Raw genomic sequence first — 21,530 nt, forward strand, 5'->3', positions numbered from 1 at the left:
TCTCCCGATCAACCAGCTAGAAGGCGCGTTAGGGTTGCTTCCGCTCCTGCCCGGGGATGGAGAACTTTCTTCCTGCCAGCGCTCCCGGTGCTCGCCTGTTTTTTCGGCGGCGCGACCGCAAAATGGGCCGAAGGAATTGTGATCGCGTTCCTCGGCCTGATTCTTCTGGCCGATCCGCCGCGGCGTTCGCTCGGCCTTTTCCTGAACGTGATCTTTCTTGGGATTCTGGCCTGTGCGGCTACCGCATTTCTGCCGGCGGCCTGGTTTTCGGACCCGGGGTGGCGTCAGGCCATGGTTAGCGATTTCAACATCAGGCTTCCCGACACGGTCTCGCCGCAGCCGTGGATCACGCTCGGATGCCTGGTCAGTTTTCTGGCGGCGCTCAGCTGGCTTTATTACGTCAGTGCGCTGGATCTGGAGCTGCGCGCCGTGCGTTCGCAGCTGCGTCTGTTCGCCATCGGTATCGTTCTCCTCGCGGCGCTTTGCATTGCGCTGTTTTACGCGAAGGCGGCGCTTCCCTTCTGGCATAACGAGCGCGGCTTCGGCCCTTTTCCGAATCGCAATCAAACCGGAAATCTTTTTGGACTGGCCGCGATCATAGTTTTGGCCTGCGGCCAGGATGATATCCGGCACAACCGGAAGCGCTGGATCGTTTGGCTGGTTGGCCTTGGCATTCTCGTCGCCGGGGTCGTGCTCAATTTATCGCGCGCCGGGGTTCTTCTTCTGCTGGCCGGCAGCGCCCTCTGGCTCGGAGCGTTTGCTCTCCGGAAAGGCTCGGCCGCCCGGATCGCCCTCGGCGTATCGCTGTTGCTCATTTTGCTTACGGCCCTGCTTCTCTTCGGCGGGCAAACCGTCGAGCGCTTCAATCTCCGCGGCACTGGCACCAGCATCTTTTCTGATTTCCGCGTCCTGATTTTTCAGGACACGCTGCACCTCATTCGCGTTTCGCCGTGGTGCGGCATCGGGTTCGGCAACTTCGACGAAATCTTCGCGGTTTTCCGTGATGCTTCCCTGACCACGGCGCGCGCGATCCATCCCGAGAGTGATTGGCTTTGGCTCTGGGCGGAGGCCGGTTGGCCCGCAATCCTCCTCGCTATCGTCGGAATTGTCCTGCTGGTTCGACAGGTCTTCCCGTTGCAAGAGGGAACCAACCAGCGTTTCCGGTTGGCCGCCCTGATCGCCGCCGTTCTTTTTGCGCTTCACGGGCTCGTGGATGTTTCGGGGCACCGGATCGGGACCGCGTTTGCCGGAATATTATTGCTCGGCCTGGCGCTGAAACGCCCGGCTCAATTTCTCCCCAGTGCCGTTCTTCCATTTCTCTTCCGGTCCATTGGGCTCCTCCTCGTTATCGCCGGCGGCGCCTGGGTTTTCGCGACTCGTTACGACAAAGCGTTGCCGGGAGCGGTCGGCGTGGAGAATGAATTGCGCGGGGCGGCCGCAGCCAGCAGCGGCCGGAATTTTGACGAGACCATCGAGCGCACGACTCGCGCGCTCACTTGGGCGCCGCTCAAATGGCAGCTCTATTTTTCCCGCGCCCTCGGCAAGGTGGGAGCGAAACGCCCGCCGGCCGACGCGCTCGACGATTTCCGGCGGGCGCGCTTTCTGGAGCCGAACGCTTACCAGGTGCCTTTCCAGGAAGGGGTGGCCTGGCTTGGGTCCCAGCCCGTTCTCGCTTTCACCGCGTGGCGGGAAGCGTTGCGCCGCGCCGGTGAGCAGCGGACCGAGGTCTACGGCCGGATGCTCGGCCTCGCCGCCCGGCATAATCCCCCGGTGCACTTAAGCCTCGAAGAATTCGGCATGGCTCATCACGATCTGGCCCTTATTTTTCTTCAGCAAGCCGGCGGCGCCCGTTTCATGGCGGCGGTCCAGCGTTTCCTCAACAACGATCCACGTCTCGAAACCTTCACTGCGGAAGAGAAGCGCCTGTTCTTCAAGACCTGGGCCGAACGGGGCGATGCGGGCGAGCTGGCCCGGGCCGTGGAAACCCACCCCGAATGGATGAGCGACGCCTGGCCGGGAGTCGCGAAATATTACGCGACCCAGAATAATTTTCGCAAAGCCTACGAAATAACCCGGCGTTATGGCGCGGCGCCTCCGTTACCTCCCACGGCCGAGGGCTCGTCGATCGACCAACTGCGCCAGGCCCTCCATGCTAGTCCTGACAATTTCGGCCTCGGCTTCCAATTGTATCGCGAGCAGATGCGGCAAGGACAAGTCGATGAAGCGCTCGTGACCGTGCGTCATTTCACCGAGTTGCCCGGAGCTCCGCGCTATTTTGATTTTCTGGAAGCGGAGGCCTGGGCCGCGAAAGATAATTGGGAGCGGGCGTGGAAAGCGCGCCAGAAATTTGAGGCGGGCCAGGCGAAATGATTGCAGCCCCGGCCGGGCATTAGAATACAGCCCGGAGTGGAGCGAAGCGGAAGTCCCGGGGTTCCGTTTTCAAACGGAACCAGCCCCGGAGGAGCGACGGATCGGGAGGGCGCGGTGGATCCTCGCCATGTTTTCGGGAATCCGTCACCCCTACCGGGGTTCTTGATTGTTCATTGCCGTCTCCCCCGGAGTTCGCTGGCTCACTCCGGGCTTTAATCCGTCGCGCCGCCGGCGCTTCTCGTTCCCCGAAGGGATGCCGCAGAAAGTCCGAAGTCTCAGTCCCGAAGGGACGCCGGAATAAAGCCCGGAGTGAAGCGAAGCAGAGCTCCGGGGTTAGGATTCCCCAGCCAGATCAAGCCCCGAAGGGGCGACGGAAGGCGGCTTCCAGCGTCGCCTTCTCAGATACTCTGCGCGAAATCGCTGAGCGAGACTTCCAGGCGCGCTTCGGCGTCGAACACCGTCGGGCCTGGTTCCTGGAAAGCGTCCTGCGAGATCAAATCGTTCACGATCCGTTCCGCGACCAGTTGCCAATCCACCGTGACGAGGTCCACCCGCGCGTCCGGCACCTTCGCAAAGGGCATGCTCACCGGCCCGTTGATGAATGCGACCCGATGGGTGGCCAACAGTTCCGAGACTGCCGTGGGCGAGCGAAAACAAAGCTTCGAAGCCAGGGCGGACGAGGCAAAAATGATCCCGCCGGCTTTGGTTTTTTGCAGGGAGCGCAAGAACGGATCGCTTCGCTGCCCCTCGTAAACCACGGCCGACCATTTCATTTCCAGTTCGTCCAGGATCGAATGCAAGATCTCCTCGAGCGCGGCGGAGCGTTGCTCTTTCGCCTGAACCAGAACCACGCGGTCGGACGTGCGTTCTTTCCATTTCGAAAGCAGAGCGCGGATCGCCGGTTCGCGACGCACCTGGTAGCGGCAGGGAATGTTCGGGAAACCGTCATTAGCCACGCCGAGAAGGCGAATTCCCAAATCGGCCAGGTGCAACGCCGTTTCCTTCGCTTCCTTCATCGGTTGAAACCAAATGACGGTATCCACTTCGTAAGCCTTGAGACGCTTGCTCAAGGCGTCCGTGCTGGCCTCGCGCGGCTCAAAAAAGGCCGTCGCCGTGGCAAATCCACGGAGCCGCAACTCGCGCCGGATCCGGATAAAGAACATCCGGTAATCCTGAAGGGTCACAAAAGCGGAGAGCGAGGCCGGCAACCCGACGAAGGCGCGAACGGAGAGCTGGCGATCGAAGTGCAGTCCCTGAAGGATCGTCTTCGAGCCGCGGACGCTGCTGAGGAGGCCCTCCTGCTCGAGCCGTTGGTAGGCGCGCGAAACCAGCGAAAACGGCGCGCGAAAATGCGCCGCCACTTCTCTCACCGAATAGAATGTGCGCGGTTGCTCCAGCTGGTTCTTCACCGCCACGCCCCGCAAAATTTCAGTTAAAGTCTCTCCCTTATGGTGCGCGTTCTGGAACGTGCGCCGGCTTGGCAGCGCTGGGAGTGTGCGAGGAGCTTTTTTGCGGGCCATCGTGTTCGAGAATTGAAACGTCTGCGGGCGACCGGCCCGAATGTGTTCTCAAAGTGAAGGTTTCCCCATTGATTGTCTAGCGCCGCCACGCCTCTCGGCGAGGATTTGGCGTCGCACAGGCCAGGCGCGAGCGATACAAGCGCAAGGCGGGTGTTTCGCGCGGCGAAACTGCCCAGGTTTCCTGGACAAAGAACGAAAAGACGGACAGCTACCTAAACCTGCAGACGAAGATCGAATTTCCACGCCGAGTAGCTGGCTTTACCAGGGGTACCGCATTCCCCGCACATGACGACGGGAGCGCTTCGTTTAGTTACGATGGGAACGGCGGAGTGATCACGCTTTATCTCAGACATCGCGGCATTTCCGGCTGTGCGCGGGAGGGGGACTGCGTGCCTCGCTTCCTGGCCGGTTACCGCGAAGAGTTGAAGCAGATGCACGGGACGTGGGATTCAGATTTATCGTTTTCCCTTGGCGGAAGGTGCGGCGGGCGGACAGTTCGAGGAGCAGGCACTACCTACCATTTTCCGCATCTCCTAAAAAACGGACCGAGTGCTTATTCTGAGCTGGGGGCTGTCCAGGTAGGCGACTTTCTATTCTACTACCGCGGCAGTTTTCCGCAGAAAAAAAGCCTTGCGGATTTATCTGCATTTTTGCGCGCAATCGGGCTCCGCAAGGTCTAACCATCGGCTTTCGTTGTCTGGCGATACTTACGTCTATTAGGTGGCACGTAATCCGTCAGAGGAATCTCGTGGCAAACGATGTGTTTGGCCTAAAATTGAGAGGATCATCGCGGGAGCGGATTCGGCTTGCCGCGCCGCGAGCAGGCTTGATATTTTGGCAATCTAGAATCGAAGGATTGAATTATGAAACAGTCGCAATTCAGATTTCCGCTCCTCAAGGCCCTCTCTGTTTTGGCGCTTCTCGCCTCCAGCCAATTGCTTCAAGGCGCGCCGACCGCCAACTGGTCGAGCAGTCCACCTGATCTTCCCACCGAGCTTGTCCGGGCGACGGGCGTCTATTTTCCAGCCAACGGCAGCTTTTATGTCATGGGCGGCCGGACGAGCGACGCGTTTGGCTCGGAAATGACGACGCCGTACGAATACAATCCGAAAACCAACGCCTGGGCATTCAAGACCGCGCCCCTCCCGGACAACCAGGTTTGCAATATGGCCTGCGGCGTCCTGAACGCGGGTAAAATCCCCTACATTTACTGTGTGGGCGGGAACACCGGCGGCGGCGCCGTCACCTCAACGCCGCGTGTTTTCCGGTACGACCCGATCGCCGACAGGGTCGAGACGCTTGGAATCGATCCTTGGAATGAGAAGGCGCCCAACACGGTGCCGGGCGGTTTCGCGGTCGTCCAAAACAAGCTCTACATCCTGGGGGGATTGACGATCACCAGCGAGGCTACCAATCGAATTTTTGAATTCAATCCGGAGAATGCCGTGGGCTCCCAGTGGACCCAAAAATCCGCGACCCTGCCGGTGGGGCTGGCCTACATTCCTGCCGCGGCCATCGGATCGCTCATCTTCACGGCCGGGGGTTCGACTTTCGTGCCCTGCAACCTGACCGATACAAATCATTCCTTTGTTTACGATCCCGTGAAGGACGTAGTTTCACCGATTGCCAGCATACCGAGGGCAACGGGCGAGACCCATGCGGTCACGGTTGGGAACGAAATGTGGGTTGTGGGGGGTGGGCGGATTGCCCCAAACCCGGCGTCGGTGGTGAGTATTTACGATTCTCTTACCGGCGAATGGCGAACCGGTCCCTCCTTGAGCGCGGGACAGCGCAATTTCGCCGCGGCCAGCGATGGCTCGCACGTGCTGGTCGCCGGTGGGTACAGTCCTACAATCGCTCCGACGAAGACCGCGCTGATCTTTCGCGATACGGCGCGTTGATTAGGCGATTTTCGATCACGCAATGGAGACGGCGCGCCATCGCGCCGTTGGGAAGAGGCGTCGATTGCAACTCCCCACGGCACGAAGGCGTGCCGTCTCCATTATTTGTCTAACGCGGCCTGGGCGGCGGCGAGCCGGGCAATGGGAACGCGGAAAGGACTGCAACTGACGTAAGCTAAGCCGAGACGGTGGCAGAATTTCACGCTCTCGGGATCGCCGCCGTGTTCGCCGCAGATGCCGAGCTTGATCTTTGGCCGGCTCTTGCGCCCTTTCTCGACGGCGATCTGCATGAGCTGGCCGACGCCGGTTTGGTCGAGGGACGCGAACGGGTTCTTCTTGAAGATCTCGTTCTCGACGTACGGCATGAGGAAGTTCCCCATGTCGTCGCGGCTGATGCCGAGCGCCATCTGGGTGAGATCGTTCGTGCCGAAGCTGAAGAACTCGGCGCTCTTCGCGACTTCGTCGGCGGTGAGGGCGCCGCGCGGGACTTCGATCATGGTGCCGACGAGATAATCGAACTTCACTTTTTTTTCCGCCATCACTTCGCCGGCGACGCGCCGGACGATTTCGGCCTGAAGATCGAATTCCTTCCTGAATCCGACCAATGGGATCATGATTTCCGGTTTCACCTTGATCTTTTGTTTCGCGACTTCGGCCGCGGCTTCGAAAACCGCGCGCGCCTGCATCTCGGTGATTTCCGGATAGGCAATCCCGAGCCGGCAACCGCGGTGGCCGAGCATCGGATTGAATTCATGAAGCTGTTCCACGCGCGCCGCGATTTTCTCCGCGGTCACGCCCATTTTCTTCGCCAGCGCTGCCTGCGACTCGGCATCGTGCGGCAGAAATTCGTGCAACGGCGGATCGAGAAAACGGATCGTGGCCGGATAACCTTTCAGGGCGCGAAAAATACCGGTGAAATCTTCGCGCTGATACGGCAGCAACTTGGCGAGCGCGGCTTTCCGATCGTCTACGTTCTCAGCCAGGATCATCTCGCGCATGGCGTCGATCCGGTCGCCTTCGAAGAACATGTGCTCCGTCCGGGTGAGCCCGATGCCGACAGCGCCGAAGGCGAGCGCGTTCTCGGTCTGCTCGGGGTTGTCCGCATTACAACGGACGTCGAGGCGCGACACCTTCCCGCACCAGGTCATGAGCTGGTTGAACGCTTTGAACTTCTCGGTCTTTTGCGCCGCCTTGTCGCCGTGGAGCGTTCCAGTAATGATCTCGCTCGGCGCCGTGGCCAGCTGGCCAGCGTAAACGGTGCCCGTCGTTCCGTCGATCGACAGGAAATCTTCGCCTTCCTTGAAGATCTGCCTGCCGACTGACACCGTTTTCTTCGCGTAATCGATATGCAACGCGGACGCGCCGCAGATGCAGACTTTTCCCATCTGCCGGGCCACGAGCGCCGCGTGTGACGAAACCCCGCCTTTCGCAGTCAGAATTCCTTCCGCCGCGATCATCCCGCGCAAGTCTTCGGGGCTGGTCTCATTGCGAACCAGCAGCACCTTTTGGCCTTTCTCGGCGGCTGCGGCGGCGCGGTCGGCGTTCAGGTAAATTTTGCCGGAAGCGGCGCCCGGCCCCGCGGGCAATCCGGTTGCGATAGCTTCCGCTTTCTTGATCTCGGCCGCGTCAAAGATCGGCGCAAGGAGCTGGTCGAGCTGATCCGCCGGGTTGCGGAGAATGACCGTCTTCCAGTCGATGAGTTTCTCGCGGCACATGTCCATCGAAAACTTGAGGGCAGCGGCGGCCGTCCGTTTGCCGTTGCGGGTCTGGAGCATGAACAGCTTTCCATCCTGGATGGTGAACTCGACGTCCTGCACGTCGCGGAAATGTTTTTCGAGAATGGAACGCACCTTGAGCAGCTCGGCGTAACATTTGGGCATCGCCTTCTTCAGCTCTATCACCGGCTGCGGCGTCCGCACGCCGGCAACGACGTCTTCGCCTTGGGCGTTGATGAGGAACTCGCCGTAAAATTCGTTCGCGCCATTGGCCGGGTTGCGAGTGAACGCGACGCCGGACCCGGAGTTCGCGCCGGTGTTGCCATAGACCATCGCCTGCACGTTCACGGCCGTGCCCCATTCCTCGGGGATGTTGTATTTCCGTCGATAAACGATGGCGCGATCGTTCATCCATGAACCAAACACAGCGCCGGCCGCGCCTTTGAGCTGGTCCCAGGGATCGTTCGGAAAGGCCTGGCCGGTGCGATCTTTCACGAGCTTCTTGAACCGCTCGACCAGCGCCTGGTAATCGGCGGCCGTCAGTTTCGAATCGTCAATGTTATGCTGGCCGTAGCGCTCGTCCTTATAATGCTCGATCGCCGATTCAAACGGCTCGTGGTCTTCCCCCTCGCGCTTTTGCACGCCCATGACCACGTCGCCGTACATCTGGATAAAACGGCGGTAGCAATCCCAGGCGAAGCGCTCGTTGTTCGTCGCGCGGACGAGCGCCTTCACCGTCTGGTCGTTGAGGCCAAGGTTAAGGATCGTGTCCATCATTCCCGGCATGGAATCGCGCGCCCCCGACCGCACCGCGACCAGCAACGGCATATTCTCCGTGTCGCCGAACCGGACCCCCATGATCCGCTCCATGTTGGCGACCCCTTTCTCGATCTCGGCCTGGAGCGAGGCCGGATAAGTGCGTTTATGCGCGTAGAAGTAGGTGCAGACCTCGGTCGTGATGGTGAATCCCGGGGGGACCGGTAGCCCGATCCGGGTCATCTCGGCGAGGTTGGCGCCTTTGCCGCCGAGGAGCGGTTTCATGTTCCCGGCGCCATCGGCTTTGCCCGCGCCGAAAGCATAAACGTAGCGCGTTTTCTTTTGTTTTTTGGAAGGGGAACGTTTTGCTGAAGTCCGAGCTCTCGTTTTTTTCGTCATTGAGAATGATTCAGCTCGAGGAGAATGCGTCAAACGGACGCAAAGCTAATTTCCGGCGCCAAAGGTGTCAACGCGCGGCCCGGCGTTCCGGCAAAAGAAATCGGAGGACTTCGTTGCTACGGACCGGGGGCTTGACCGTTAATTCCCAGCACTTCGCCGATCGCCGCGGTGAAATCATTTACGCCCGTGCTCGGCACAATGATCGTGTTCCGGCGGCCGTGTGCTTCCTCGGTAATGCGAAGGAATTTTCCACGGTCGTTCTCACGGAATTCCACGTGAAAACGCTTCCGCTCGATTTGCAGTTCCTTGGCTTCGATCACGCTATCCATATCGAGAACGGCGCAGTCTAGGGTGATCGGCCTATCGAGTGGAAGCAAAATCTGCAGGTTTGTATCCCGGCGTCAGGATCCAGCGAAACAACGCGTATGGTTAGCGCCTGCGCGAGGAGCGGCTGCGGGTTTTGGCGGGGCGTTCCTCGGCGATGGCGAAATCGACCTGGCGTTTGAAGATGTCGACCCGGGCGACATAAACCTTCAACTGGTCGCCGACCGAAAATCTGCGGCGAGATTGCCGGCCGATGAGGCGCCGCTGGGCTGCCTCATAGACGTAAAAGTCGTCGGTGAGCGATGAGACGTGGATGAGTCCGGTAAGCAAAACGTCCGGCAGCTCGACGAGGAGCCCGAAGTTTTTGACTTCGAGAACGGTGGCCCGGAAGACCTGCGGGTCGCGGGCGTCGAGTTGACGCTGGAAGAATTCCAGCTTTTTCATCTTCACGCCGTCCATTTCCGCCTCGGCTGCGACGCGCTCGGTCTCGGAAATATGTTCGGCAATCGTCGCGACAGATCCCATGTCGAGTTGGGAGGGACGCCGCGCGCCGCCCTTGCCAGATGGGGCTTCAAGTCCGGCGAGTCCGCGATGGACCACGAGGTCCGCATAACGCCGGATCGGGCTGGTGAAATGGGCGTAGTTGTTTTTCGCCAACCCGTAATGGCCGAGCGGCTGAGGCGCGTAGCGGGCGCGCTTGAGGCTCTTCAGGAGGCCGATCTTGAGCGCCTGTTCCTCCGGTTTGCCGCGGAGGGAAGCGAGAAGCCGTTGCAGTTCGGTGCGTTTGCTCAGGTCGCCCACTTTGTAGCCGTAGCTCAGGATCAGCTCCCGATACTCGCCCAGCTTCTCCGGGTCCGGATTTTCGTGGACGCGGTAAATCGTGGGGACGAGCCGATTCTTAAGCTCGCGCGCGACGGCTTCATTGGCGGCCAGCATGAATTCCTCGATCAATTGATGCGACTCGTCGTTCTCAATCCGTTCGAGCTCGATCGGCTTGCCCTCGGGATCGAGGCGCACTTTCACCTCCGGGAAATCGAGATCGAGGGAGCCGTCCCGGAAACGATTCTTCCGAAGGACGCTGGCGAGTTCCCAGGCGACCTGGAGCCGTTCGCTCAATTGGTCGCGCGCCGGGCCCTTTAGAATCGCGTAGGCCTGACGGTAAGTCAGGCGCTTCGCGCTTCGGATCACCGTCCGGGCAAATCGCGCTGTTTTCGTTCGGCCCTCTTTCGTAAATTCCAGGAAGACGGAGTGAGTGAGCCGATTCACGTCTGGATTCAGGCTGCAGACGCCATTACTTAGCCGTTCCGGCAACATGGGAATCACTCGATCGGGCAGGTAAACGCTGTTGCCGCGTTTGCGCGCTTCCCGGTCGAGGGCATTCCCGGGCTTCACGTAGGCGGCCACATCCGCAATATGGACACCGAGCTTCCAGCCGCCGCCTTGGATTCGTTCGACGTCGATGGCGTCGTCAAAATCGCGCGCGTCATCCGGATCGATCGTGACGATGAATTTGCCGCGCAGGTCTTCGCGTCCTTCGAACATTTCCTCGGCGACGATTTCCGGAATCCGTTCTGCTTCCTCGAGGACTGGCTTCGGAAATTCCGTTGGCAGATGGTACTTCCGGATAATCGAAAGCATGTCCACGCCCGGTGCGGAACTGGCGCCGAGCACTTCGATGATTTCGCCTTCCGGATTAACGTGGCGCGATTCCCACGACTCGAGGCGAACCACCACTTTGTCGCCGCGGCGAGCTGTCCGCCCTGTAGCGGCGGTCTCAGACCGCCGATCCGCGTCCGCAGGCAAGCCACGTTCTCGGCGGTCTGAGACCGCCGCTACAGATGGGCTATGAACGTAAACGTTATGGACGATGCGGGGATCGTCGGGCACGACGTAAAAGAAGTTCTTCGATTGCTCGAGCGTGCCGACGATCGTGTCGTGCGCGCGTTCGAGAATGCGGATAACACGTCCTTCGGCGCGATCGCGGCCTTTGGCCCGGGCAAAGCGCTCGTCGCGGGTGATGCGGGCCACCACCTTGTCGCCATGCATGGCCGTGCCGGTGTTCTCGGCGGCGATGAACAGGTCCTGCTCGCCCGGTGTTTCCCGTGGGAGAAAGGCGTAACCCGCTTGATGAACAGAGAGCGTTCCCGTCACCAGATCGGCTTCCGAAGGAAGGACATAACGGTTCTTCCTGATTCGCGCGATTTCGCCGGCCTGCTCCATTTCGCGCAGAATCGCGTTCAGGTTCATCCGAACGCCGCTTTTCCGGCCGAGCGCTTTCGCCAGCTCGACCTTGTCGAGCGGCCTATATTTCGGCGCGCGGAGCAAGCGCAGGATTTGTTCGCGCAGCTGGTTCTCGTTCTCTTTCACAATCGGGGCAGCACTCTCCGCGTGAAGTGTTCACGACACGAGCGCAAATTTTCGCTCCCTGCAAAAACGCGCCGCATCCTTCGACCCCGTCGAATAAATCCCGCGCCATGATAGTCTTATCCTTAATGGGGGACACGCTCTGGAAAATCGCCGGCCGTGAGATCGATTTCTCCAACCGCGCCCTCATTATGGGGATATTGAATGTGACACCCGACTCATTTTCCGATGGCGGCGAATTCTTCACGACCGAGAAAGCCGTTGCCCAGGGACAACGCATGGCCGCGGAAGGTGCGCAAATCATCGATGTGGGAGGGGAGTCAACCCGGCCTGGCGCGGAAGCAACTTCCGTCGACGAAGAACTGGCGCGGGTGCTTCCCGTGATCGCAAAGCTTCGCGAAACCGTCTCCGCCTTTGTCTCCATCGACACTTCCAAGGCAGCCGTCGCCCGCGAAGCGCTTGCGGCCGGCGCCTCGATTGTTAACGACGTCACCGGGGGCCGCGCCGATCCGCAGATGATGGACGTCGTGGCAAAGAGCGGAACCGCCTTCATCATCATGCATATGCAGGGCACTCCGCGCACCATGCAGGCCGCGCCGCACTATGAGAATGTCGTCGGCGAAGTGGCGGATTTTTTTCGACAACAATATGGGCGCGCCGTAGATTGCGGTATTGAGTCCATGGCCATCGCGTTTGATCCGGGGATCGGATTTGGGAAAACGGTGGAGCACAATCTTTCTCTACTCGCCAATCTCGCGGGACTCCGGGTGCACGATCGGCCAATCGTGGTGGGGGTTTCACGGAAGTCTTCCCTGGGCAAAATGATTGGATCGAATGAAATGAGCGACCGGCTCGCACCGACAATTGCGTTCACGGCCCTGCTGCGGGAGCGGGGTGCGAACGTTCTCCGCGTGCACGATGTCAGGGAAAACGTGGCGGCCCTGCGCGCCACCGAGGCTCTGCTGGAGAGGGCCCCATGATGCAGCAACTCCTCCAGTTCTGGTTCGACCGATGGCGGAGCTTCTTCGAAATTATCCTGCTCAGCGTCGGGATTTATTATGGCTATCTCTACTTTCGCGGGACCCGCGGCGCGAAGGTGCTGACGGGCCTGGCCATCGTCTTTCTGACCCTGACCCTGATCTCCCAATTACTGAACCTTGTCGTCATCGGCTGGATTATCCGGAGTTTCTCCGTCTTCCTGGCGGTGGCGCTCGTGGTAATTTTTCAGCCGGAGCTGCGCCGCGGCCTGGCCGAGCTCGGAGGGCATCCAATTTTTTCCCTGACGAGCGAGAAACGCGAAACGGTGCATGACATCGCGGAAGCGGTGACCCAGCTTGCCCACAAACAATTCGGGGCGCTTATTGCCATCGAGCGCGATACCTCGATCCGGATTTATGAAGAGACGGGGGTCATCATCGACTCGCACTTTTCGGTCGAGCTGCTCCTCACCATTTTTCATCCGAAAGCCGCCCTGCACGATGGCGGCGTGATTGTGCGCAATGGCCGCATCGCGGCCGCCGCTTGTATTTTTCCGGTGAGCCAGCGGGAAACGCTGGACCGCAGTCTGGGTTTGCGGCATCGGGCTGGCCTCGGGATCACCGAGGAATCGGATGCGATCGCCGTCGTTATTTCGGAGGAGACCGGCGGAATCTCAATTTGTCACCGGCGGCGGATTGAGCGCAATTTCACCCCGGAAACTTTCCGCAAACGCATCGGCGAGATTCTTCTCCAAGGCAATTATGAAGACGAAGAAATGGATCCTGAACAATTGGCGCGCGAAGTTGATCTCCCTCCTGCTCGCGACAACGCTCTGGTACCTCATCAAAAAGAACGTAGCAACGACACTCTCGCCGTTTGAGACCAGTGTCGAAGCTGCTTCGCCCGACCGGCGGTAGAGGTGGATCGAGCGCTCCGTCGCTCGATATGATTGCGTCGCACCCCATCGCCCGCGGAGCGGCCGATCCACCAGGGCTTAGCGCAAAAAGCGCGCGAGGTTCTCTTCCTCCCAACGCCGCGCCCGCCGGTATCCGGGGAACTGGCGCTCCCGCTCGTGGAACCGTTCGGTGTGGACCCGCCGCCGTCCGCCTGAGCCCTCTTCGTCGGGCACCACGGCATGCAGCATTTCGTGGTAGAGAATGTACTTAAGAAACCAAAGGGGAACGAACGGCTGGTCCAGTGCGGGATTGATCCGGATCACGCGATCTTCCTCCTGGATCGTGCCGAAAATAAAATATTCCTTTGGGCGTCGCTTCCGTTTCCGGCCCCACATCACCTTGTAACCGCGGAGCCGGCCGCGGAAATGGCGTTCGTTCAAACGATCGAATATCGCCCGCAGATCGAAGTATTTTCCTTCGTGCTGGAGATTGAGCTGCCGCTGCATCGGCAACTTCGGATGGGCGATTTTTCGTTTCGTTTTTTTTGCCATGATCTTCCCTTCGATTTCGAATTTTGCCCCGCTCCACAGTATTTTATCGGGGCGTGTCCGGCTTCACAAGCGAAGGTAAACAAAATTTTAGCTTCAATATAAATAGCTATGAACGAGGTGTTTATGTAGATGGCTCGCGGCGAATGGGAAGATTCTCGGAATCGATAAAACCAGCCGTAAACCCTTCAAAGTCAGCCCGATAGACTCGGCCAGCCACACCGCAGTCGAGGGACCCTCGCCGAGTGGCGATCGACGGCGACATCCGGCGCTTGGCCCGTCCGCCCTTCCGTGCAATTGCATCCCGCAATTTACGAAAATCACCCGTACGCTATACTCCGCTGCGCTCGCGTGCGCCGCTTGAAGGCGCGAACAAAAATCCAACATGACTCCGTTCCTGCGAAAATTGCTCGGCCTGAACTGGGTGTTGCTCATCACCATGCTGGCCCTGGCGATTTTCGGCGTCATCGCTATCTACAGCGCCACCTACATGCGCGAAGAAGCAGTCGCGTCCGAATTTTGGCGCAAGCAGGCCAACTGGGTCGCGGTCGGATTTCTGGCCTTCATGCTTACCAGCCTGATCGATTATCGCTGGGTCCGCTGGGGCGCGCTACCGATGTATCTCGCCGGTCTTGCCTTCCTCGTGGCCACGAAATTTTTTGGCACGAAAGTTTACGGTTCGCGGAGCTGGCTGCACCTCGGTCCGTTGAATTTCCAGCCGGCGCAGCTGGCGGTCATTGCCGGGATCCTGGTGCTCGCGCTTTTCCTGAGTCATTCGCAATTCCGCGAGCTGCATCCGATGTTAAAGCTGTTGCTCTGTGGCGTCATCGTCGGCGCGCCGTGCCTGCTGATCCTGATGCAGCCCGATCTTGGCATGACCATTATCTGGGGCCCGGTCCTGCTCGCCTTACTTTTCGTCGGCGGCATTCCGCTGCGTTACCTCATCTGTATCATCCTGATCGTCGTAGGATTCATTCCGCTCGCGATCAATCTCGCCCTGAAACCGTACCAAATGGAGCGGATCACGGCCTTCATTAACCCTGAGATCGACAAACAGGGCGCGGCCTGGGCGATTAACCAGTCACTCATTGCGATCGGCTCCGGCGGCTGGCAGGGCAAAGGATTCAAAGCGCCGAACTCCCAGATCGAGATGGGGTTTCTGCCGGCGACCGCCGTGCACAACGATTACATCTTTTCCGCCATCGGCGAGCAGTGGGGCTTCGTTGGCGGCATGTTCCTGATCGGCACGTTCGCCCTGCTCCTGTTAACGTGTCTTTTCGTCGCGTTCTTTGCCGGCGATCAGCTCGGCTTGCTCCTCGTGGTCGGGACAACTGCGCTCATTTTCACCCACATCTTCCAGAATATCGGCATGACCATCGCCTTGCTCCCGATCACCGGCGTGCCTTTGCCGCTCATCAGCTACAGCGGCTCCTTCGCCTTTATCATCATGTTCGGTCTCGGGATCGTGAACTCTGTGTGGATTCACCGACGAGAAATCGTCGAGCGATAATCGTCTGCGGAATAACGGAATCTGGTTGGTGGACCACGGCTGCGTCGCGGTGATCAGGTAGTTTGGGCAAATTCGTTCAGCGGCGCTTGCAGGTAGGCGATCGCTTCGAAAACCGTTCGGCTTGGAGACGCGAATGCTCTTCCGGTTAGAATCTCGTCGGTGATGACCCTCGCCACCGCTTCCCAATCGGCGACGGCCAGATCAGCGCACACCGGGGGAATATTTGCGAAGGGCAAACTCACCGGACCATCCACCAACGCCACACGCTTCCGATTCATCAGGGCGATAAGGCGATCGGGCGCGCGAAAGGCAAACAGAGAAGCGGCCTCGCCCAGCAGAATGGTTGCGCTCTCCGGCTCTTCCGCCAGCGAGTGTAAGAGTTGGTCGCAATGCGCTCGGCCAGGGTCGATGAGATTGTATTGAAACCGCGCGTTTTCGAGGAGCCCTTTGAGCTTTTCTTCATCGACGGGAGATCTGCGCGCTGCGTTAACCACACATACTTTTTTGATGAGCCCGCAGTTCCTCCAATCATTCAGAATTTCGGAAACCGCCCTGTCCCGAGCGATCTCGAAATGGCAGGGCAACGCTGGCAGTCCACCATCAGCAACTCCAATTGCGCGGACGCCGCTGTCCTGGAGAAGCCGCGCCGTTTCTCGGGCGCAGTGGTCTGGTCTGTACCACAGTACGCTGTCCACCTTGGAGTGGTTGATCCTCTCTTGAAGAAAATCGGCACGCTCTTCCGAGTCTTCATAGAAAAGCCCGGCCGCGACGAAGCCGCGCCGACGCAGTTCCCGTCGAGTGCACATAAAAAACATTCGGTATTTTTGTCGGGTCAAAAAACAGGACAGTGGCATCGGGACGCCAACGATGCCATGGATTGAAACCTGCCGTCCGGTACCCAGTCCTTTGAGCAATGTCCGCGAGCCCCGCAGACGCATAAGGAGTCCTTCAGTTTCGAGCTGACGATAAACAGCGGCGACCATTGAGAGAGAAACGTTGAAACGGTCGGCGACTTCCCGGAGCGCGTAAAAGACCTGTGGTTTCTCGGACTGATGTTTGCGAGCGGTCTGTCGAAGAATCTCCGAAAGCTGCTCTGTTTTCACATCGCTTCCTGAAACCCCGAGTTTTCCCCGCAGGGGAGGGAGCCGACGAGGGATTTTTTTCCGAGCCATGGTTCCCGGGGGGTTGAGATTCGAGGGAATCTGTTCTGTATCTGTTTTCTAAGAGTTCATTTTCTGTTTGTCTAGCCAGCAATGACAAAAATGGTGCAAAAGCAGCGCCATGAAATTTTTTCACCGGCTGCTGTTCTTCGCATTGGTCACCGGCGTTTCTTCTCTGGTGGGAATGAAACCGCTTTTGGCGCAATCTTCGCTTGAGGCAAACCGAAACCTGGTCACCCATGGCGTTCCCGCACCGCCGCCGGGCGCTCAGAAAGCGCGGCACCTTACTGGTGAAGCGACGGCGGCTATCGATTTGGGCAATGACCAGGTCGTAACCGTCTCGTCTCATCAGGGCGGTTTTGATCGCGTCGGCTTGCGCCATGACCAGACCATTGACGTCAGGGTCCAATATTCGGCAGCAAAGATCGGTCAGCCGATAACGGTCGAAGCTTTGGACGGCGGTAGCGTCGTCGCAGCTTCGAAAGACCTCGTCGTGGCTGCGGACGGGACGATCCATTTCAAGTTTCGGGCTGGACATCAGCCAGGCGTCTATCAAATCGCCGTGCGTAATGGCTCCCAGGAACTTGGACTCCAGTTCTGGGTTCGGGACGACGAACACCCTGGAAACAATCAACCGGTCATTAATCTAGAAGGAAAATAACCATCCATGACCGCCTGCATTTTCTCAGCCATGTGCCGTTCCGTCCGCTCTCTGTTTGCCGCTCTTTTTCTGGTCAGCCTCTTGCCCGCCGGCGTTTCGGCGCAACTCGGCAACGACAATCCGACCGGGATCTCCGGGATGTACAACGGCAATGTTAATACCGCCGGATCGTACGATCCCTACACAGGCAACGCGACTCGCTCCATCACTGACATCACCGTAGCAGGCGCGGTAGGCGCGTACCCGCTCGCCTTCACGCGCACCATGAACACGCGCTACAACGCCGGTTCGGGAACATGGGAGATGGGGACCGCAGGCAGCTGGCGCCATAACTACCAGTGGAGCATTGAGCCGCACGTTTATACCAGCAGCGGACCCAACCGGTGGAGCTATCTCCCAAATGTCTACACGGTGAACTATCCCGATGGGCGCCGCCTCTCTTTTTCCCAGGCAAGCAACGACACCCGGTTTCGCGCCGGCTCGGGGATTTCAGATCGTTTTCAACAGCTTACCAATGTCGACGGGGGAATGGTGTATGTCCTCCTGCCCGATGGCGGGAAAATTGCCTTTGAGGCCACCGTCATTCGCAACGAACTAAGTGAAGTAACGCATTTGACGGAGTCCTTATTCACTTACGAACTGGTCGGAATCATCGATCCTCACGGCCAGACGACAACGATCACTTATCCGGGGGACGGCTCGATGACAATTACCGAGCCAGCCGGGCGGTGGCTGAAGTTGTGGTATACAATCACCCCGTGGATGGGCGATTCGGTCCTCACCGGTGTTCAAGCCAGCGACGGCAGGTCGGTAACATATAACTACGGCGGATGGCAACCAGCCGGCGCGGCCATGTATAGTTATCTCGGCAATATCCAATACCGGGACACCGCAGGCGGTGTCTACGCGACCGCGATCTACTTTTACACGCCCGGAAATATCGATCCAAACGAACGGCCTCTCCTCGCCGGCGCTATCGATCCGATGTACAGCGGTCCGATGTGGTCTATTGGATACACTTATGTCTCCGGTTCGTCCGGCGGCGTCTATGGCCAGATTCAGAGCGAGAACTATCTCGACCCCGCCACTGGAGCTGCGGGTCAGGTTGTCTCGAGCGTTTCCGTTAACGGTAATAGCCGAACGGAAACCCGCGGCGACGGATCATCCCGCACCTTCAATTATATAGGCGGCAAGCTGGCAAGCTACACGGATTTCAAGGGACAAACCTCTTACATTTCGTATGACGGCAATGGTTTCAGCAATGGCTTTACGGATGCTCGCGGCAATACGACTACGACGAGCCGTGAGGGAATCATCGGCGCCGTCAGCGTCCTTACGCATGCTGACCAATCAGCGCAAGGCTATGCCTACTGGTACAGGGATGGCGGGCCGTACTTTGTTCAGATTCGGGGTGACGAGCGTGGTCACAACACCTATTTTACCCGTGACACGGACAATTTTCAGCTTACCCGGATCGATTATCCCGATTACCCCAACGGAGCCTACGAGACCTTTGCTTATAACGGGTTTGGACAAGTCTATTCTCACCGAATGCCGAGTGGAGGAACCGAAACCAAGTATTATGACGGGCGGGGAATGATGTGGGCCTACAACAACCCAGACGGAACGAGCTACTATTATTATGATGGTCTCGATCGCCTTGAGCACACCACCGATCCTCGTGGAAACTGCACGTGGTTTCAGTATAACGCGCGAGGCCAGGTCACTCGTGTCACTCACGCTGATGGCACCTATGTCCAAATGTCGTACGACAATCACGGCGATCGGATCTCCGTTACGGACGAGCTGAATCACACCACCAGTTTTGCGTATGATGATTACAAACGGGTTCTAACTGTTACAAACCCGGTTGGTCACACCGCGACCTTCTGCTATGCTCTCGACTGGGTCAATCCGCTTCTCCACACTACGAACAGCGTCAAATACGTTATTTCTCCGATGGGTAAGAACGTGGTCTTCGATTACGACGCCAATCTTCAAAGAGTCGACCAGGTTGCCGCGTTGGGAACACCGGATGAAGCATGGACCTTATTTGAATACGATTCTGTCGGCAATTTAACCAAGGTGACTGATCCGCTTTGGCACGCCACGACGTTTGGCTACGACAACCGCGACCGGCCAACTACGATGACGGACGCACTCGGTTACGTTACGACCACCAATTACGATGTTATGGGGAATAAGACCTGGATCAAGCGCGCTACCGGAACCGCCGCCGAGACCATTCTCCAATTCCCGGATTACGACTCAATGAACCGGTTGACCAGGCAGATCGACGAGAGAGGCGTCACGACCACGATGGGTTACGATCTTGCCGGAAACCTTGCTTGGAATAACGACGGCAACGCCAATCACTATTCCTACGAATACGATGCGCTAAACCGCCGCAAGAAGATGACATATCCGGACGGGAGTACCGAAGAGGAAAGTTATGATGCCGCCGGCAACCGCGCCACACACAAGAACCGCGCCGGCAACGTTCAAACATTCTTTTATGATAGTCGCAACCGACAGACGGGATTCGATTGGAATGACGGGTTTACGCCGCAACTGCGCACGACCTACGACGCGGCCTCGCGTCCTACCCAAATCTGGAATTGGGACGCGACGATCGACAATACCTTTTTCGACGACAATAAGCTGGCGAGCCAAACGGAAGTGACCGGCGATTACGGGGACAATACGCCGCGGACGATCAGCTACACCTACGACGCGGACGGAAATCGGGGAACAATAACTCATAATTATGCGGGCATAACCTACAATTACCATTATACGAACCGCAATCAGCTTAAAGACATTAACTATCAGTCTTATGCTCCGATGATCGCGTACCAGTACGACAAGGCCGGCAATCGCACCCTCCGCACGCCTTACAATGGGGCGATTACCGAGTACGCCCCGGTCGATGCTCTGAATCGCAGCTCCTGGGTGCGCCACACCTTCGCCGGCGGCCAGACGGCACGCTACGATTATGCCTTTGACGAAATGGGCCGGCGGAGATACGAGCAGCGCAATGGCGGCCCGGCCGATGGCTACAGCTATGATCAGGGCGGAGAAGTTGTCGGTGAGATTCCGAATGGGACCTTGAGTAATGGAACGGTAAGCGGGACGAATCTTCCGTTGAGCTACGATGGAGCCGGGAACCGGACAAACACGTGGGGAATTCCATACAGCACAAACAACGTAAATCAATACACGAGCGTGGGCGGCGCGCCGATTAGTTGTGATGCGAATGGCAATATCCAGGGCCGTGACGGCTGGACTTACACCTATGATGCCCAGAATCGACTGAGGAGTGCGACCAAGGGCACCACCTCCCTTGGCTTTTATTACGATGGTTTAAACCGGCAGATCACCCGTGGGGTGAATACCGGCTCAGGTTGGGATGTGACATTCAGCGTCTGGGATGGCTGGACGCTTCGGGAGGAATGGGGTCTTGGCAACGTTTTGAAGCGCCTCTACTTCTGGGGCGGTGCGACCGATGAATTAGTCTGTGCGTTCGGCGGCCAGTATAACAACAGCTGGTTCACCCAGGACGGGCGCGGCAATACCTCGCACATATCGGACGATGGCAACAATCTGGTGGAACGCTACACTTACGGGCTGTCCGGCGAGCCCCAGATTTGGGATCCGAATGGCAATGCGCGTTCCGACGCGATCACCGCGAACCGCTTCATGTTCCAAGGCCGCGATTATCTCAAGGAAGGTGCGATTTACGATTACCGCAATCGGTTCTATCTTCCCAGCCTGGGCCGTTTCCTCCAGCCCGATCCCATCGGCTTCCGAGGCGACCGTGCAAATATCTACCGCTTCTGCGGCGGCGATCCGGTGAATCGAATGGATCCGTTCGGACTGGAGAGTCCTCTTCCAACAAAGAAGAAGGACGGGAATGATGGCGTTGCAGATTATCCGGGCGTGGAAGTTACGGCGTCGGAGATACCGGGGTACGACAGAACTGCAGGAGATGGGCATAGAGACATAGGTGCGCTCGATAGGACCGGATCGGCCCCAGGGGAAGGTGGTAGTCGTGACAGTGTGGGAGGTGGGGGAGGCGATCGGGGCGAGGGCGATTCACCTACCCCGCAGCCATCAACACCTCCGACGCCTGTGCCGAGCGGTCCGCCAGCTCCGGAATGGCCGCCACCACCGCTTCACCCGATAATTCCACCATTTCCCGGTTTCCCACCTATTGATGATTGGCGAGATTTCCGAGATTTTTACAAGTATTATTTCCCCGCTGGCGCACCTGGTGATAATCCGTATCGTGACTATCTCGCTTCGCGCGACGGCTAGCTAGTGGATTGTCATTCTTCTTATGCTTCCTGTTAGATGGGTTTTGAACCGTGCATCTTATTACATGAGAACAAGGTTGCTCTTCGGGTGTTTAGTGATATTCGCGGCCTC

At 58.5% G+C, this 21,530-nt stretch carries 14 protein-coding genes; 8 read left to right on the top strand and 6 right to left on the bottom strand.

The window, feature by feature from the left end; translation table 11 throughout:
• The first annotated feature begins 87 nt into the window (after positions 1 to 87).
• Positions 88 to 2,370, top strand: coding sequence for an O-antigen ligase family protein (locus VJU77_06860; protein ID HKP03074.1), 2,283 nt, complete (start codon positions 88 to 90; stop codon positions 2,368 to 2,370).
• A gap of 398 nt (positions 2,371 to 2,768) precedes the next feature.
• On the opposite strand, the gene VJU77_06865 is transcribed toward VJU77_06860, so the two are convergent.
• Positions 2,769 to 3,890, bottom strand: a complete 1,122-nt coding sequence (locus VJU77_06865) for a hypothetical protein (protein HKP03075.1) — start codon at positions 3,888 to 3,890, stop codon at positions 2,769 to 2,771.
• Between the two features lie 863 nt (positions 3,891 to 4,753).
• Here VJU77_06865 and VJU77_06870 point away from each other — a divergent pair.
• Positions 4,754 to 5,791, top strand: coding sequence for a hypothetical protein (locus VJU77_06870; protein HKP03076.1), 1,038 nt, complete (start codon positions 4,754 to 4,756; stop codon positions 5,789 to 5,791).
• A 101-nt stretch (positions 5,792 to 5,892) separates the two neighbouring features.
• Here the strand turns inward: VJU77_06870 and ppdK are convergent, their stop codons facing one another.
• From ppdK to rnr, 3 genes are all read right to left on the bottom strand, one after another.
• Complete coding sequence (gene ppdK / locus VJU77_06875) at positions 5,893 to 8,661, bottom strand: pyruvate, phosphate dikinase (GenBank protein HKP03077.1); 2,769 nt, start codon at positions 8,659 to 8,661, stop codon at positions 5,893 to 5,895.
• 116 nt (positions 8,662 to 8,777) lie between these two features.
• Positions 8,778 to 8,990, bottom strand: coding sequence for a DNA-binding protein (locus VJU77_06880; GenBank protein ID HKP03078.1), 213 nt, complete (start codon positions 8,988 to 8,990; stop codon positions 8,778 to 8,780).
• 100 nt (positions 8,991 to 9,090) lie between these two features.
• On the bottom strand, positions 9,091 to 11,352 hold the full coding sequence (rnr, locus tag VJU77_06885) for a ribonuclease R (protein ID HKP03079.1): 2,262 nt from the start codon (positions 11,350 to 11,352) through the stop codon (positions 9,091 to 9,093).
• A gap of 107 nt (positions 11,353 to 11,459) precedes the next feature.
• Between rnr and folP the strand changes: the two genes are divergently transcribed.
• A complete protein-coding gene (gene folP, locus VJU77_06890; GenBank protein ID HKP03080.1) occupies positions 11,460 to 12,329 on the top strand; it encodes a dihydropteroate synthase in 870 nt (289 codons plus the stop codon).
• Positions 12,326 to 13,207, top strand: a complete 882-nt coding sequence (gene cdaA, locus VJU77_06895; protein HKP03081.1) for a diadenylate cyclase CdaA — start codon at positions 12,326 to 12,328, stop codon at positions 13,205 to 13,207. The genes folP and cdaA overlap by 4 nt, the downstream gene beginning before the upstream one ends.
• Before the next feature lie 114 nt (positions 13,208 to 13,321).
• Here the strand turns inward: cdaA and VJU77_06900 are convergent, their stop codons facing one another.
• The gene (locus VJU77_06900; protein ID HKP03082.1) at positions 13,322 to 13,774 is read right to left on the bottom strand and encodes a SprT-like domain-containing protein; all 453 of its coding nucleotides are present in this window, start codon (positions 13,772 to 13,774) and stop codon (positions 13,322 to 13,324) included.
• A gap of 382 nt (positions 13,775 to 14,156) precedes the next feature.
• Here VJU77_06900 and VJU77_06905 point away from each other — a divergent pair, with 382 nt between their 5' ends.
• Positions 14,157 to 15,281, top strand: coding sequence for an FtsW/RodA/SpoVE family cell cycle protein (locus VJU77_06905; GenBank protein HKP03083.1), 1,125 nt, complete (start codon positions 14,157 to 14,159; stop codon positions 15,279 to 15,281).
• Between the two features lie 53 nt (positions 15,282 to 15,334).
• On the opposite strand, the gene VJU77_06910 is transcribed toward VJU77_06905, so the two are convergent.
• On the bottom strand, positions 15,335 to 15,559 hold the full coding sequence (locus tag VJU77_06910; GenBank protein HKP03084.1) for a hypothetical protein: 225 nt from the start codon (positions 15,557 to 15,559) through the stop codon (positions 15,335 to 15,337).
• A gap of 111 nt (positions 15,560 to 15,670) precedes the next feature.
• Here VJU77_06910 and VJU77_06915 point away from each other — a divergent pair, with 111 nt between their 5' ends.
• From VJU77_06915 to VJU77_06925, 3 genes are all read left to right on the top strand, one after another.
• On the top strand, positions 15,671 to 16,162 hold the full coding sequence (locus tag VJU77_06915) for a hypothetical protein (GenBank protein HKP03085.1): 492 nt from the start codon (positions 15,671 to 15,673) through the stop codon (positions 16,160 to 16,162).
• A gap of 400 nt (positions 16,163 to 16,562) precedes the next feature.
• On the top strand, positions 16,563 to 17,102 hold the full coding sequence (locus VJU77_06920) for a hypothetical protein (protein HKP03086.1): 540 nt from the start codon (positions 16,563 to 16,565) through the stop codon (positions 17,100 to 17,102).
• Positions 17,103 to 17,132: 30 nt separating this feature from the next.
• On the top strand, positions 17,133 to 21,419 hold the full coding sequence (locus VJU77_06925; GenBank protein HKP03087.1) for an RHS repeat-associated core domain-containing protein: 4,287 nt from the start codon (positions 17,133 to 17,135) through the stop codon (positions 21,417 to 21,419).
• Positions 21,420 to 21,530 lie beyond the last annotated feature (111 nt).

The sequence above is a fragment of the Chthoniobacterales bacterium genome (assembly GCA_035274845.1).
Classification (GTDB): Bacteria; Verrucomicrobiota; Verrucomicrobiia; order Chthoniobacterales; family UBA10450; genus AV80.

What these genes read in the sequence shown, in the direction of transcription:
- VJU77_06910 (HKP03084.1), bottom strand. Translation starts at nt 15,559, where the DNA reads ATGAATCGGAAGCGTGTGGCGTTGGTGGATGGTCCGGTGAGTTTGCCC.
- VJU77_06880 (HKP03078.1), bottom strand. Translation starts at nt 8,990, where the DNA reads ATGGATAGCGTGATCGAAGCCAAGGAACTGCAAATCGAGCGGAAGCGT.
- ppdK (HKP03077.1), bottom strand. Translation starts at nt 8,661, where the DNA reads ATGACGAAAAAAACGAGAGCTCGGACTTCAGCAAAACGTTCCCCTTCC.
- VJU77_06865 (HKP03075.1), bottom strand. Translation starts at nt 3,890, where the DNA reads ATGGCCCGCAAAAAAGCTCCTCGCACACTCCCAGCGCTGCCAAGCCGG.
- VJU77_06900 (HKP03082.1), bottom strand. Translation starts at nt 13,774, where the DNA reads ATGGCAAAAAAAACGAAACGAAAAATCGCCCATCCGAAGTTGCCGATG.
- VJU77_06925 (HKP03087.1), top strand. Translation starts at nt 17,133, where the DNA reads ATGTGCCGTTCCGTCCGCTCTCTGTTTGCCGCTCTTTTTCTGGTCAGC.
- folP (HKP03080.1), top strand. Translation starts at nt 11,460, where the DNA reads ATGATAGTCTTATCCTTAATGGGGGACACGCTCTGGAAAATCGCCGGC.
- VJU77_06920 (HKP03086.1), top strand. Translation starts at nt 16,563, where the DNA reads ATGAAATTTTTTCACCGGCTGCTGTTCTTCGCATTGGTCACCGGCGTT.
- VJU77_06905 (HKP03083.1), top strand. Translation starts at nt 14,157, where the DNA reads ATGACTCCGTTCCTGCGAAAATTGCTCGGCCTGAACTGGGTGTTGCTC.
- cdaA (HKP03081.1), top strand. Translation starts at nt 12,326, where the DNA reads ATGATGCAGCAACTCCTCCAGTTCTGGTTCGACCGATGGCGGAGCTTC.
- VJU77_06915 (HKP03085.1), top strand. Translation starts at nt 15,671, where the DNA reads ATGCGCTCGGCCAGGGTCGATGAGATTGTATTGAAACCGCGCGTTTTC.
- VJU77_06870 (HKP03076.1), top strand. Translation starts at nt 4,754, where the DNA reads ATGAAACAGTCGCAATTCAGATTTCCGCTCCTCAAGGCCCTCTCTGTT.